This is a genomic window from Nostoc sp. 'Peltigera membranacea cyanobiont' 232 (genome assembly GCF_002245985.1).
Lineage (GTDB): Bacteria > Cyanobacteriota > Cyanobacteriia > Cyanobacteriales > Nostocaceae > Nostoc.
Window position 1 is genome coordinate 90856 of record NZ_NOLK01000010.1, and the last position, 16325, is coordinate 107180.

At 40.3% G+C, this 16325-nt stretch carries 4 protein-coding genes; all 4 read right to left on the reverse strand.

Features of this window, described 5'->3' with window-relative positions:
* Positions 1 to 14: 14 nt before the first annotated feature.
* Positions 15 to 4367, reverse strand: a complete 4353-nt coding sequence (locus tag CDG79_RS05675) for a non-ribosomal peptide synthetase (RefSeq protein ID WP_094341259.1) — start codon at positions 4365 to 4367, stop codon at positions 15 to 17.
* 263 nt (positions 4368 to 4630) lie between these two features.
* Positions 4631 to 5137: a Uma2 family endonuclease gene (locus CDG79_RS05680; protein WP_094341260.1), complete on the reverse strand. Its 507-nt coding sequence runs from the start codon at positions 5135 to 5137 to the stop codon at positions 4631 to 4633.
* Positions 5138 to 5189: 52 nt separating this feature from the next.
* Positions 5190 to 12950 (reverse strand): non-ribosomal peptide synthetase, encoded by a 7761-nt coding sequence (locus CDG79_RS05685; protein ID WP_094341261.1) that lies wholly within the window; start codon positions 12948 to 12950, stop codon positions 5190 to 5192.
* Between the two features lie 109 nt (positions 12951 to 13059).
* The gene (locus tag CDG79_RS05690; RefSeq protein ID WP_223278022.1) at positions 13060 to 16230 is read right to left on the reverse strand and encodes a non-ribosomal peptide synthetase; all 3171 of its coding nucleotides are present in this window, start codon (positions 16228 to 16230) and stop codon (positions 13060 to 13062) included.
* Positions 16231 to 16325: the final 95 nt, after the last annotated feature.

The window sequence follows — 16325 nt, forward strand, 5'->3', positions numbered from 1 at the left end:
TTTGGTATTAATCTTTACCATGCTCCATCTGCGATCGCAAGCTGTAATTTTCTGGCTAAGATTTTTACATTGGGTTCATAAAGCATTCGACCGTGGTTTCCAGGTACTTCGATCGCCCTGACAGCATGTTGAGTATAGGTTTGCCATCCCCAATCAGGTAGATCGCAATCGGAAAAAGCTTGGAGTTCTTGCAAAACAATCTCCTGAATTTCTTGAGCGCGGAATAAAACAATGGGTGCAGAAATTGGATGATGAGGCTGATATTTAGCATAATTGAGCGTCAGTATTTTCATTACTTGCAGATTTGTTTTCAATAAAGAGAGGGTTGAGTGTTCCGGTAGAACATTATGACGGTACAAATATTCTGCCGTCAGTTCCCATCTGGTTCGATCATCAGTTTGAGCGGCTAAATCAGCATATTGCAGACCTAAAGAGATTCCCTTCAAGGCTTCAATTCGTTGAATCGTTTGCCAAATCCAATCAAGGTCTGTTCTATCAGTAATATACTCAGCACGAGAAACTATTCCGGCATCAAAGATAGCTAGTAAACTCACCATTTCACCTTGCTGTTCGAGTTGAGAAGCCATTTCAAAAGCAACGGCACAACCTGAAGAATATCCTGCCAATATGTACGGACTGTTGGGTTGCTGTTGGCGTAATTGCTCAATCAGTTGACGAGCATGAAGCTCAACTGACTCAGGGAGCGCGGTAGAGCCGTTTCTTCCTGGAGTTTCGAGTCCATATACTGGCCGTTCATTAGTGAAATTGATTGCTAAATCTCGAAAATAGAAGCTGTGTCCATTTGCACCAGGAAGACAAAATAGAGGGGTTGCATCTCCTAGAGGTTGAAGTACAAGTAAATCAGAATTTGATTTTTTAACCTCATGATTACTTAGTTGTTGTGCCAGTTGAGCAATAGTAGGATTCTGAAATAAACTACTTAAAGAAAGTTGTTGCTCAAATACCTGTTGAATATTATTGAGCAGTTTTACCGCTAGTAAAGAATGTCCCCCCAAATCAAAGAAGTTATCATGAATTCCAATTTCTTGACGTTCGAGAACAACAGACCACACTTGCGCTAGCTGTTCTTCGACTTCATTGCGTGGGGCTTCATATAAGCCTTCAATCTCACCATTGGGAGCGGGTAAAGCTTTTCGGTCAATTTTGCCATTGGCACTTAAAGGCAACTTATCTAAGACAATAATCTGAGTAGGTATCATGTAATCGGGCAGACGGGATTTAAGTTCATTTTTTAATTGCATAGATAAATCACTAGTAATTCCTGTTAGATATGCAATTAAACTCTGGTTGTTCTCAGTTTTATATAGAGTTACAATTGCTTCTTTAACTAAGGGATATTGCAATAAAATTGATTCAATTTCACCAAGTTCAATCCGAAATCCTCGTAATTTAATCTGCTCGTCAATGCGACCCAGGTACTCAATATTACCATCAGAATTCCATTTTGCTAAATCACCAGTTTTGTAAATTCGCTCAGTTTTACCGAATAAGTTAATTTGAATAAACTTTTCGGCAGTTAAATCGGGACGATTCAAATAGCCTCGTGCTAAACCTACTCCCGCGATGCACAATTCCCCTGGTATTCCTGGGGGTAATGGTTGGTTATGAGTATCTAAAATGTAGATGCGGATGTTGGATATTGGTTTACCAATGGGCGGTTTTTTGCTATTAGGATGACACCGAGCAATACTCGCACAAACTGTAGATTCTGTGGGGCCATAGCCATTGAAAAAACGTCGTCCAGTTGCCCATTGTCTAACTAATTCTGTTGGGCAAGCTTCACCAGCAACAACTATAGTTTGCCAATCGGGTAAAACAGCTTCAGGTAATAGAGATAAAACCGAAGGAGGTAATGTAATATGAGAAATTTTGTGTTTTGCTAAGAAGTTTACTAAGTCTTGGCTGGGTAACAAAGTTTCTTTCTGGGCAAGATATAAACAACCGCCTGCGGTCAGAGTAGTAGCAATTTCCCAAATTGAGGCATCAAAACTAAAAGAAGCAAACTGAAGCAGACGACTTTGGGGTTCAATTTCCAAAGCTTTGTTAATTACCAAAGTCAAATTTACCAGTCCTCGATGCTCAATCATTACCCCTTTAGGTCGTCCCGTCGAGCCAGAAGTATAGATGACATAAGCTAAATGATGAGGTCTAATTTGGGGATTGGGATTATCTGACGCGATGTGCAACTTATTCTTAGAACCCCTCTCCAAACCTCTCCCCCACAGGGAGAGAGGCTTTGATTCTTGCTCCCCAATGCTAGTAGGGAAGGGGTTGGGGGTTAGGTTTGAGAGAAAGTTGCACACGGCGTTATCTGTTAATACCTCACCAAGATTTTCTTCATCCAAACAAATTACCTGACAAGGATTTTCCAGTTCAGCTAGGGGTAATTTGTCTTTGAGGAAACTTTGAGTTAGTAAGACTGATGTCCCAGAGTCTTCTAACATCAATTGAATCCGATCTTTTGGATAATTGGGGTCAATCGGTACATAAGCACCACCTGCTTTGAGGATAGCGAGTAAACCAATAATCATGTCCAAAGACCGTTCAACACAGATACCAATTAAGGTGTCTGGCTGAATTTGGTAATTTTGAATCAGGTAGTGAGCTAATTGGTTCGCTTTTTGATTAAGTTGTTGATAAGTTAGGCTTTGGGATTCAAAAACCAAAGCGAAATTATTAGGGGTTTGAGCAACTTGTTGTTCAAATAGATCAACTAGAGTTTTATCGTGAGGATAATTGATTTCCGTTTGATTCCAGCGTTGCAGTTGCAGAAGTTCGGCGGCTGTCATCAAAGGTAGAGTTTTGATCGGTTCTTGAGGTTTATCAACAATTCCCTTAAGCAGAACTTCAAACTGCTCCGCCATTCGTTGGATAGTACTTTTCTCAAAGAGATCGGTAGCGTATTCCCAAAAGCAATTTAACTGGTTGTCAGATTCTATGACCATAAGTGTGAGGTCAAACTTAGCAAATGGACAATAGAAATCGAGCCATTGAATCTCTAATCCTGGCAAACTCAAGTCGGGACTTTGATTATTTTCCAGGGTTAACATGACCTGGAATAAAGGATTATGACTCATACTGCGTTCTGGCTGTAACTTTTCTACCAGAAACTCAAAGGGAATATCTTGATGAGAGTATGCATCTAAACAAGTTTGGCGAGTTTCTTGAAGCAACTCAATAAAGCTTTGCTCAGGTTTGATATGGTTACGCAGTACTAAAGTATTGACAAAAAAGCCGATTAATGATTCAGTCTGGCTATGAGTGCGGTTAGCAATGGGAGAACCAATACATAAATCTTCTTGGCGACTGTAACGAGAAAGTAGAATATTCAAAGCCGCCAACAAAGTCATAAATAGGCTTGTCCCTTGTTCTTGGCTTAAAGCTTTAATACCAGCGCTTAATTCCGGCGTTAGGGAGTAGAGATAACGTGCGCCTCGGTAGCTTTGCAATGCTGGACGGGGATAATCGGTAGGTAACTCCAATAATGGGGGAGAATCCTGAAGTTGATGTTTCCAGTAGTTAATTTGAGTTTCTAATACTTCACCCTGTAGCCAGTTTAGTTGCCAGTTTGCGTAGTCGCTGTATTGAATGGGTAATGGTGCAAGGCTTGGTGTCTGATTTTGGGCAAAAGCCGTATAAGCTTGCCTGAACTCACGGACAAACACCCCCATTGACCAGCCGTCACTGACAATGTGGTGCATATTAATCAGCAACACATATTTTTGCTCTTTGATTAGCAGTAGTTTCGCTTTAAATAAAGGGGCAGTATTTAAGTCAAAGGGTTCTTGAACATGAGCATCGATAAAATGTTGAATGGTTGAGGATTGGGGATATTCATCAATATTTCGGCAGTCTTGTATCGTTAAAACTTCGATGTCGTCTAAATTTGCGTAGTTTACCGCCGCAGGCATCGCAACCTGGGGATTTCCTGCCACTGTGGGAAAATACATCCGTAGGCTGGCATGACGGTTAAGCAGATAAGCGAAAGTAGAGTGCAGAGCATCAATATTCAGGTTGCCATCCAGTTGTAAAACCATCGGCATATTGTAACTAGCTGACGGCCCTTGCAGTTGTGCTAAAAGCCAAAGGCGTTGTTGAGCAAATGAAAGAAACTTTGGGGCATCATCTGGTAAGGTAGGAATTTCCTCTGCCATGACAGTTGTAGCTTTGGCAGAATTTAAAAATGCTAATATATCTGCTTTGTTAGTTTGAATTTCCTGCTTTAGTTCAGAAGTGAGGGTATTTTTACTAATCCGAATTCGGAGCTTATCATCTTCAGCCCAAATTCGGCATCCTATATTCTGTAAACGCAGCATTAAACCAACAACTTGCTCATTTTTAATCATAATTTTAGTCGGACAAAATCAAAGGTGATTGTTGATATTAGGAATTAATTGTTAACAGAAAATAGTATTTTTTAACCTATTTTTGATTGTTTGTAGTAAGGACTTTAGTGCTTAAATTAAGAAGGACTAAAGTCCTTACTACGAACTTCCTAGAGGTAGAGATTTTACATTTTTTAAATTAGTTCTGGTTTTTCTGTCACAGCCTCCAATTCTACATTGTCGTAAAGGTCGGTAAAAGTAGCGGTTAGGTTAATGCTTTTGAGTTAAAATATTTGGTCATCAGGTGTATAGGTTTGTAGCACCCATAAGCCTTGCTCATTACGGCGGAAGGTTTCAAATCGTTGGTGTTTGCTGTTAACTAAAACATATTCTTCTAGGCTATCAATGGTTTGATAGTCGTTGAATTTATCACCTCGATCAAAGCCTTCCGTGGACTCGGATAAAACTTCAATAATAAGTTTAGGAAAACGTTTATAAGTCGGGGTTTCTCGGTCTTTAGAATCACAGGTTACGATAATATCAGGATAATAAAAGCGGTTACGTTTTTCAAGTTTTGCTTTAATATCGGCAAAGTAAACTCGACAGCCTGATCCTCGAAAGTGATTACGAATCAATAAAGCCAGGTTTAGGGCAATGGTGTTATGGATGTCAGTTGTTCCTGCCATTGCATAAACTTGTCCATCGATATATTCGTGTTTGATGTTGCTTTTTTCTTCTAGTTCTAAGTATGTTTCAGGAGTGAGAAAAACGGAATCAGATAGGGCAATCATAGGTTAAGTTAAAGATAATTTTACTTGAAGACGTGTTTTCAGCCGTGGTACTTTAAAATTCGATTTCCTCTTCGTCTGAGTTGAGAGACTGCATATTTTTATCGGTGGAATTAACCCAAATGCAGGTATCAAGATAATTAGCTAATTCACTGAGGATAGGGAATTCAAATACCTTCCGCAAAGGCAGTTCCACCTTAAATTTATCACGGATGCGGGCAATGAGTTGGGTTGCTAATAATGAATGTCCCCCTAAGTTGAAGAAGTTATCATGTCGGGCAAGCGTGTCATATTTAAGCAGGTTCACCCACAATTCGGCAAGCAACTTTTCTGTTGCTGTTACAGGTAATTCAATATCTGTTGTTGGGACTCCTCTATCTGGCGCAGGTAAGGCTTTATGGTCTACTTTACCATTCGGTGTTAATGGCAGTTGCTCTAAAATAGTGAAATGGCTAGGAATCATATAATCAGGGAGCATTTTTCCCAGAAAATCTCGCCATTTAGCTAACAAAATTGAATCAACTTGATTAGTGTGATATTGTAACGGTTGGTTTGCGTAATCTTGCCAAGGTTTCAGTTGTAAATTCTCCCCTTGCGTAAATCGTGGTAATGTCACTTTTCCAGAAATATTCCGTTGAAAAATAACATCGTAATTAGAAAATTCGGTAGGATTATATTGGATAAAAGGTGTATAGGGCAAATTTACTGCTAAAGTTCGGAATGCTTCGGGTTCTATGTCTAATTTGGTTTGAGCAATTACCGCTTTTAAATCTGCAACATTACCATCTAATTGAGCAATTTCTTCTAATAGCATCATTTCTGAGGTGAGACGAGCATTAGGAATATTCTTGATACCTAACAAATCTGGTTGCTGAATCGTTAAAATTTTCTCGATTGTTTCCAAATTCAGGTGTTCACCTTGCCAATCTAACCATTGAGGTGACGCAATGGGAATATCTACTCGATCCAAATGTAAAATAACGTCATAACGAAAACGGCTCATTTCCGTTTGGGCATAACCCCGTTGCAATTGAATTTGCAGATGGCTAATTCGCGGAAATCGTTGTTTTAAGGCAATAAATAAATCAGGATCAATCAGTAATTCACCTTCAGTTTCAATGCTTTTTTGAATTTGTTGACACAAGTCCTTAATTGATAACTCATCGGGGGCGCGATGAAACTCGACTGCGGTGTGGAAAGCTTTCAAGAGATTTAGATTTCGCACATCCCCAATAAAGATTTTTCCCTGAGTCGTTACGGTATTGATAGCTCCCTCCAATACTGATAAAAGGTAATCCAATGAGGGAAAATACTGGATCACTGAATTCATGATTACTAAGTCATAAGCATTTGTTTCAATGTCGTCAAACTGGTTTGCGGCACTGGCTTTTAAGCTAACTTTATCTTCGAGAGATTGCTGTTTGAGATGTCGTTCAATATAGTGCAATGCTTCAGGTGAAAGATCCGTACCTAAGTATTGCTGACAATGAGGCGCAATTTTAAATAACAACAGCCCTGTTCCGCAACCAATTTCCCAAATCCGTTGCGGTTGCAGTTCCAAAATTTGGGCAACTGTTGTATCTCGCCATTCCTCCATCGCCGCTTGGGGAATTGGTTTTCCTGTGTAGCTATCATTCCAGCCCGCTAGATTCAAGGTTGGATTGTCGGTTGGGGCTTGTTGCTGAGAGTAGCTATCATTGAAAACTTGCTGCCATAATTCAACCTGTTCAACTTGCAGACTTTTGTCTTCAAAGTTGTTATCTGTTGGTGTGGGTACAATATAAGCTAACAAGCGTTGTGCGATCGCACTTTCTCCTGCTAAAATCACAACTGCTTGCCCAATTTTGGGGTGTTGAGCTAATAAAGCTTCAATTTCACCCAATTCAATCCGAAAGCCCCGCAGTTTTACTTGGTTATCAATCCGCCCCATATATTCTAAGTTCCCGTCTCGCAACCATCTTGCCAAATCCCCGGTTTTATAAACTCGTTCTTTTTCCCCAAATAATTCCAGTTCGATGAATTTTTCTGCTGTGAGTTCGGCACGGTTTAGATAGCCACGGGCTAAACCAGCACCCGCAATACAAAGTTCGCCAGGAATTCCAGGAGGTAGCGGTTGATTTTGGTTGTCTAAAATGTAAATTCGTGCATTGGCAATTGGTTTTCCGATTAATAAATCGCCTACTACATCCGTTTTTCCAGTTGCTTCGTAAACACAACACCCCACAACCGCTTCTGTAGGCCCATATTCGTTAATTAAGCGAGTATCAGGGGCATGAGTCAGCCACGGAATTATTTGGTTAGCGTGTAATGCTTCACCACCTAAAACAAAGGCATTAACTCGATTTGGCATAGCATCAGCATCGAGTTGCTGATTTAAGATTTCCAAATGGGACGGCGTGATTTTGACGAGGGAGAGATGATTGTTTTGTTTGACGATATTTGCTAAAGCTTCAATTTCTTGTTTTTCTCTCACCAAGGTGGTGGTACGCCCACAAATTAGAGGTAGATAGAGGGAGGTAATGGTTGCATCAAAACTCAGGGAAGACTGTACAGGCGTACCTTGCCCTTCCGTTACTGCATAGAAGTCTTTTGCCCAGTGCAAATAGTTACTTAAACCACGGTGCAGTATTTCTACGCCTTTTGGTCGCCCAGTAGAACCTGATGTGTAAATGACATAAGCTAAATCATCTTGATTTTGGATTTTAGGATTTACTATTCCCTGTTCCCCATTCCCCATTCCCCATTCCCCATTCCCCATTCCCTCTCGATCGAGATAGAGTACTTGGTATTGCCGAGCGCATTCTTTAATTCCTAATCTATCTTTAAGTTGACTATGAGTTAGCAAAACCCTTGCCCCACAGTTTTCCAGCATAAAACGAATCCGCTCTTGCGGATAGTTGGGGTCAATTGGCACATAAGCCCCGCCTATTTTGAGAATACCAAACAAGCCAATGACCATCTCTAGCGATCGCTCCACACAAATCGCTATCAATGAATTATCAGGTAATTGTTGCTCTTTTTTGAGTTCTAATAGCGAATATGCCAGTTGATTAGCTTTTTGATTCAGTTCTTGGTAACTCAGGCTGCAATCTTCAAACACCACGGCAATATTATCGGGGGTTTGTGTAACTTGTTGTTCAAATAGAGTTACGAGCGTTTGCCCTTGAGGATAATCGATGTTAGTTTGATTCCAAACTCGCAGTTGTTGAATCTCTGCTGTTGTCATCAAGGGCAGTTTACTAATCGGCTGTTGAGGATTTTCGATAATCGCACTAAGCAAGACTTCAAAGTGTCCCGCCATCCGTTGAATGGTTTCTGCCTCAAATAAATCGGTGGCATATTCCCACATACAATGTAGTTGCTCGTCCCTTTCGCAAAGATCGAGTGTCAAATCAAACTTGGCATAAGGATAACTTTGATTCAACCATTTAATATCAAGCCCTGGTAGACTGACATTTGTTCCCGCCCCTTCGGTGTTTTGCAACACTATCATGACTTGGAATAAAGGGTTATGGCTGAGACTGCGTTCTGGCTGTAACTGTTCTACCAAATACTCAAAGGGAATATCTTGATGAGCGTAGGCATCTAAGCAAGTTTGGCGCGTTTGCTGGAGTAACTCGTTAAATCCTTGCTCTGACTTTATTTTGCTCCGTAATACTAAAGTATTGACAAAAAAACCAATTAGTGATTCTGTATAACTATGGGTGCGGTTAGCGATCGCAGAACCAACGCATAAATCTTCTTGACGGCTGTAACGCGATAGCAAGATATTAAAAGCCGTCAACAAGGTCATAAACAAACTAACCCCATATTTTTGACTCAAGATTTTGAGTTTCTGAGTCAGTTCATGACTCAAACGATATTCTTCGCGTCCACCTTGGTAACTTTGTTGCGCTGGACGGGGATAATCGGTAGGCAAATCTAGTAATTGGGGAGCCTCGCGTAGTTGTTGTTTCCAGTAATTTTCTTGACTTTCTAAAATCTCCCCCTGCAACCAACTGCGCTGCCAAGCTGCATAATCACTATACTGAATCGGCAATGGTGATAATTTTGGAGTCTCCCCCGCAGCAAAAGCCGAATAAGCCTGTTCCCATTCGCGTTTAAATACCCCCATTGACCAGCCATCGCTGATAATGTGGTGCATATTCAACAGCAACACATTTTTCTGTTCGCTTAATTGCAGTAATGTTGCTTTGAAAAGAGGGCCAGCATTTAAGTCAAAGGGTTCTTGAGCGTGGTTATTTGATAACCTTTGTACGGTTTCTGCTTGAGTCTGGGAATCGAGTTTTTGTAAATCTGCGATTTCCAGCACTTCAATGTCTTCTAAATTTTGGACAACTACTTGCGCTTCTCCCTCCAAAGCTGGAAAATAAGTACGGAGAATGGCATGGCGATCGAGGAGATAATTAAAACTTGCCCGCAACGCCTCTATATTTAACTTGCCATCAAGCTGCAAAGCCCTTGACATATTATAAGTAGTCGAGGTTCCAGTGCCTTCAAGTTGGGCTAAAAACCAGAGTCTTGATTGAGCAAAAGAAAGAGTTTTGGGAACGTTTTCAGGCTGTGGTGTAATAGGAGATAAAGCGATTCCTGAAGAAGCTTTGTCAATTTCTGTTGCCAACTCAGACAAAATACTCTGCTCAAATACCTTGCGTACAGGTATTTCCACCCCAAAACTATCACGAATGCGGGTAACTAATTGAGTCGCTAATAAAGAATGTCCACCCAGTTCAAAAAAGTTGTCTCGACGACCAACAAACTTAGTTTTTAAAAGACTTTGCCATAAAATAGCCAGTAGTTCTTCTGTTGGCGTAACAAGCATTTCAAAGTCATTGGAAGCGGTTAAATCTGGTGTTGGTAGTGCTTTCCGATCTAGTTTACCGTTAGGTGTAAGTGGCAGCTTATCCAAAATCATAATCTTGCTAGGAAGCATATAATTTGGCAGGCGATTTTTCAGATAATCTTTGAGTTGATTTGCTAAATTACTAGACTTTTGTACCGCCGTGATATATGCTACTAACCGGGGATTACTATCAGTTTTATATAAAATAACAACTGCTTCTTTAACTGAAGTGTGTTGCAATAGTAACGATTCAATTTCACCCAATTCAATACGGAATCCCCGTAATTTAACTTGAGCATCAATCCGATCTAGATACTCAAGATTACCTTCAGAGTTCCATTTTGCTAAATCGCCAGTTTTGTAAATTCGCTCAGTTTTACCAAATAAATTCACTTGAATAAACTTTTCGGCGGTTAAATCAGGACGATTCAAATATCCTCGTGCTAAACCTACTCCCGCAATGCACAATTCCCCCGGTATTCCTGGGGGTAAGGCTTGATTGTGAGCATCTAAAATATAGATGCGAATATTAGATAATGGTTGACCAATAGAAGGTTTTTTCCCATTGGGTTTACAACTAGCGATAGTAGCAATAACTGTCGATTCCGTCGGCCCATAGCAATTGAAAAAATGTCGTCCTATTCCCCATTGTGTCACCAATCCGGCTGCACAAGGCTCCCCACCAATGATTATGGCTTGCAAATTAGGTAAGGTGGCTGGAGGTAATACAGATAAAGCGGAAGGAGGTAACGCGAAATGGGAAATTTTGCAATCAGCTAACAAGTCAATTAAGGCTTGACTAGGTAATAAAGTTTCTTTCTGGGCTAAATATAAAGAAGCACCTGCGGACAAAGTAGTAGCAATTTCACCAATAGATAAATCAAAACTAAAAGAACCAAACTGAAGCCAACGACTTTGTGATTTAACTTGAAAAGTTTTCGCCCAGGCTAAGGCTAGATTAACAATTCCTTGATGCTCAATCATCACCCCTTTGGGTCGTCCTGTTGAACCAGAGGTATAGATTATATAAGCTAAATTATCAGGTAGAATTTGAATATTTAGATTATCTATTAACGCCGAACTAAAAGTTTCCTCATCTAAACAAATTAACTGATGTTCCAGTTCAGATAGAGGTAGTTTATCTTTAATAAAACTTTGGGTGAGCAATAATGATGTTCCACAATCTCGTAGGATAAACTCAATCCGCTCTTGTGGATAATTGGGGTCAATCGGTACATAAGCAGCACCCGCTTTGAGGATACCGAGTACGCCAATAATCATTTCTAAAGACCGTTCAACACAGATACCAATTAAAGTGTCTGGTTTAATTTGGTAATTTTGAATTAGATAATGAGCGAGTTGGTTAGCTTTTTGATTAAGTTGTTGATAAGTTAGACTTTGGGATTCAAACACCAAAGCGATATTATTAGGATTTTTCGCAACTTGTTGTTCAAATATTTCAACTAAAGTTTGATTCTGAGGATAATCGGTTTCCGTTTGATTCCAATGTTGTAGTTGCTGACGTTCAACTTCTGTGAGTAACGGTAGAGTGTTAATCGGTTGTTGAGGATTATCGACAATTCCTTGAATCAAAACTGCAAAATTTCCTACCATTCGTTGAATGGTTGTAGCTGCAAACAAATCGGTGGCATATTCCCATTCTGTTGTTAACCCTTGGTCAGTTTCCCGAACAATTAGGGACAAATCAAACAGCGTTGTTGTGTTTTCCCATTTAAAGGGATTCAGGGTTAATCCAGGGATTTCTAGCGTCTCTTGCATTTCATTTTGCAAGCCAAAAGCCACTTGAAATAGGGGATGATAGGAGAGCGATCGCTCTAAACCCAATTCATCAACTAGCTTCTCAAAGGGTAAATCCTGATGGTCGTAAGCATCTAGGGTTACTTGCCTCACCCGTTCGAGTAATTCTAAGAAGGTTGGATTCCCTTGTAAGTTGGTACGTAATGCTAAGGTATTGACAAAAAAGCCAATTAATGGTTCTATTTGACGAAGGTTGCGATTAGCGATCGCAGAACCAACAACAATATCCTCCTGTCCGCTGTAGCGCGAAAGTAACAGCGCAAATGCTGTCAGTAAGGTCATAAACAAAGTTGTTCCTGACTCCTGACTCAAACGCTTCAACTTCTGAGTTAAATTTTGATTGAGTGCGCCAAACTCGCTACGCCCCCGATAGGTTTGAGTTGACGGGCGTGGTCGGTCTGTGGGTAATTCTAACAGTGGCGGAACTGCGGCTAATTGTTTTTGCCAGTAATTGAGTTGCTTTTGGAGAACCTCTCCCTGTAACCATTGTCTTTGCCAGTGAGCGAAATCGGCATATTGCAGCAATAATTCTGGTAAAGGAGAAGGTTTACCAGCACAGAAGGCAGTATAAAGTGCGAATAATTCCCGGCGGAATATCTGCATTGACCAGCCATCACAAACGATATGATGGATAACGAGGAACAGCAGATGGGATTGGTCACTCAGTTGCAACAACTTTACCCGCAGCAAAGGTGGGTTTGATAAATCAAAAGGTTGTTGTAATTCTTCTATCGCTAACTGCTGCGCTTTCTTTAACTGGTCTGCTTCCGTCAATTGTCGCCAGTCTATCAGTTGCATCGTCAACTTGGGATTGACATGAATCACCTGTATCAGCAACTCATTGACAACACAAAAGCTAGTACGCAAGACTTCATGACGTTGAATAATTGCTGTAATAGCTTGTTGTAAAGCTGCTATCTGAAGACACCCGCTAATTTGCAAGAAAAACGGGACATTGTAGACACAATTTTCGCCTTCTAGTTGGTCGAGAAACCACAGTCTTTCTTGAGCAAAAGAAACAGGAAGCGGTTGTTGGCGCGAAATCGTAATTAGTTTGTTGTTGGATGTAGATTGCTGTTGCTTTTTCAGTTTTTGTAAGACTAACTCTCGCTTTTCTGGCGACAGGGTTTCAAGACGTTTTAGTATATCGCTCATATATATTGTTGAAAATTAGTTTTTTATTGAACCACAGAGACACAGAGAAAAATCTTTTACATCTTCTGCTTTTTCAAACTTAGTATTATCGAGTCATTAAATTTATCACTCAAAACAGTAATTGTTGTGTCAATTCTTGTTCTGATAACCGATCGACCTCCGCTAAAATCTTTGCTAGTTCCTCATTTTCTGCTTGTTCAATTTGTTGAGCAATCACTTTTTGAGAGAGTTCTGCAATAGTCGGATTTTCAAATAAGTAACGCAGAGAAAAATCTAGAGAGAAGACTTCTCTTAATCGAGAAATAACTTGAGTAGCCAGTAAAGAATGTCCCCCTAACTCGAAGAAGTTATCGTGAATTCCAACCTGTTTTACTTTGAGAACTTCAACCCAGATTCTAGCTAATTCTTGTTCGGTAGGTGTGTGAGGAGGAATAAAATCAACCTCTAGATTTCTTTGGGAATTATCTGCGGCGGGTAAAGCACGGCGATTGATTTTACCATTAGGCATTAAGGGTAACGCTTCTATAAATACGAAAGCGGCGGGAATCATGTAGTCAGGCAGCTTTTTCTTAAGGAAGTTTCGCAGGGTGCTAGGCGTTAGTTGATTATCATTGGTAACGAGATAAGCCACTAAATATTTGTTTCCAGGTTCATCTTCCCGCACAATGACAACAACTTGCTTGATGTCAGAATGTTGAATTAAAATCGCTTCAATTTCTGCTAATTCAATGCGGAAACCGCGAATTTTTACTTGTGTATCAATTCGACCGATAAAATCTAGATTTCCATCAGAAAGACGGCGGACTAAATCTCCGGTTTTGTAAAGGGTATCTCCCTTAATAAAAGGATTAGGAATAAATTTTTCGTTGGTTAATATTGGTTGATTTAAGTAACCTCTAGCAACACTCGCTCCACCCACATAGAGTTCGCCATTAACACCAATTGGAAGTCGGTGTAAGTTTTCATCTAGTAAGTAAACTATCCTATCTCCAATGGGTTTACCAATGGAAATTGAATGGATATTTTGAGCAAGTTGTTTAGGAATTGGATAGCAAGAAGTAAAAACTGTACATTCTGAAGGGCCGTAAGCATGAATAATTTGGGTTTTCGGTAATAGTTCTAAAGCCCGACGAACATGAGATACAGAAACGGACTCTCCCCCAAACATCAGTTGTTTAATTTCTGAAAATCCTTGTGGCATTGTATCAATCATGAGATTGAATAGGGCAGTAGTCAGATACAGGATGTTAATTCCTTGCTCTCGGATGATGCGGCTTAAGTTCTCAGGTGTCAGAATTTTGCCTGGGTAAAGCACACAACGCCCACCGTAAAGTAAGGCCGGCCAAAGTTCTAAGGTGAGTCCATCCCAAGAAATTGATGAATGTTGTAGCCAAATCTGATTTGCATCAAGGTGAACGTAATCAACCCCAAACATAAAACCAACAATGCTCCGATGGGGAACTTCTGTACCTTTTGGTGTTCCTGTTGTACCAGAGGTGTAGCTTATCAAAGCTAAATTTTCTGGATTAACGTTACTGAGCAAATTGTCCTCTTTGTATTGGGAAATGATTTCCCAATCTGTATCCAGATTCACCACAGTTTGATTATTGAGTGGGAGCAGATGTTGTAAATGAGTTTGCGTTATTAAGATGGGTGCTTGTAAATCTTCCACCATAAACGCTAATCTTTCAGAAGGATAAGCGGAATCTAATGCAACGTAAGCCCCACCCGCTTTGAGAATAGCGATTATTCCTACTACCATTTCCAGCGAACGCTCGACACAAATTCCCACCCGTACTTCTGGTTTAACTCCTAGCGAATCGCTACGCGACAGCAAAGCTGAACGCAAATAATGCGCTAATTGATTGGCACGCTTATTTAACTCCCGATAAGTTAAATATTCTTTTTCATATACAACGGCTACCGCATTAGGAGTTTTTTCTACCTGTTCTTCAAATAAAATATGAATACATTTATATCTAATATAATCTATATTTTGACTGCTTTCTTGGATTATTAATTCTTCTTCTTCGGCTGCACTGAGCAGAGATAATTCAGAAACATTTTGTTTGAGATTGGCTGCCATTCCCGCGAGCAATGTTTGGAAATGTCCAATCATCCGCCCAATTATCTCTGGCTCAAAACGACTGGCATCATAGACAATCCTTCCAGACAATTGTGATTGAGGATTAACTACCACTGTTAACGGATAATTCGTGCGTTCAAAACAACGAATATGACTAATTTCTAAAGTTTTTTTGGTGTCTTGTTCAGCAGAATCTAGTGGATAATTCTCAAAGACAAAAAGACTCTCGAACAAAGGCATTCCTGGGGGAACATCACTCAAATGCTGAATTTCTGCCAAAGAATAATAAGCATACTGTTCCTGTTCATAAGCTTGGCTTTGTAATTCCTTCAGCCAGGGTAATAATTCCACTTTTCCTGTAACTTGTACCCGCATGGGGAGAGTATTGATTAGTAGCCCCACCATCGAATCCACTCCTACAAGGGTTGGTGGACGACCAGATACAGTTGCACCAAATACTACATCACTTTCCCCACTGTAGCGGGAAAGTAGCAATGCCCACGCTCCTTGAACCAAATTATTCAGAGTTAAATGGTGCTGTCGCGCCGCATATTGCAATTTCTCAGTTACCGTTTGAGATAATTGAAAAGTTTGCTGATTGTATATTCCTTGTTCTTGTTCTTTATTCCCGATTAAAGATTTAGGAAGCTCCAAACCCTGGAGAGTTTGTTGCCAGAAGTTCTTTGCTTGCTCGATATCCTGTTGCTGTAACCAATTAATATATTCTCGATAGGGGCGAGAGGGTATCAGGCGTAAATGTTCGCCTCGCTGGTGTGCTTCATAGAAAGCTAAAACTTCTTTGAGGATAATCTGCATCGACCAGCCATCAAAGAGAATATGATGATGACTCCAAATAAATTGGTAAGTATATTCCTCTAGCTGGATGATGGTGAAGCGCATCAGAGGAGCTCGATCTAGTTCAAATCCTTTTTGGCGATCGCATTTCAAAAAATCCTCTAGATGCTGTTGTTGTTCGTCGGCTGTGAAATTTTGCCAATTCAGTTCTTCCCACGGGAGATCCACTTGCTTACTCACCATTTGCAAGGGTTTTTCTATCTCCTCCCAATAAAAGGAACTACGTAAAACTGGATGTCTCGCCACAACCTGCTTCCAAGCTTGGATAAACCCAGTAAAATTTAATTCTCCTTGGAGAATACAAAGCAACTGCTCAAAATAAGGTTTAGTGACTGGCAATGTGGCACTGACACCCATCCAACAGTGGTTTTTCGAGCAGAAATTCGCCGAACCTGATTACTTTAACCAATCAGCCCTTCTAGAAGTACCGCCAG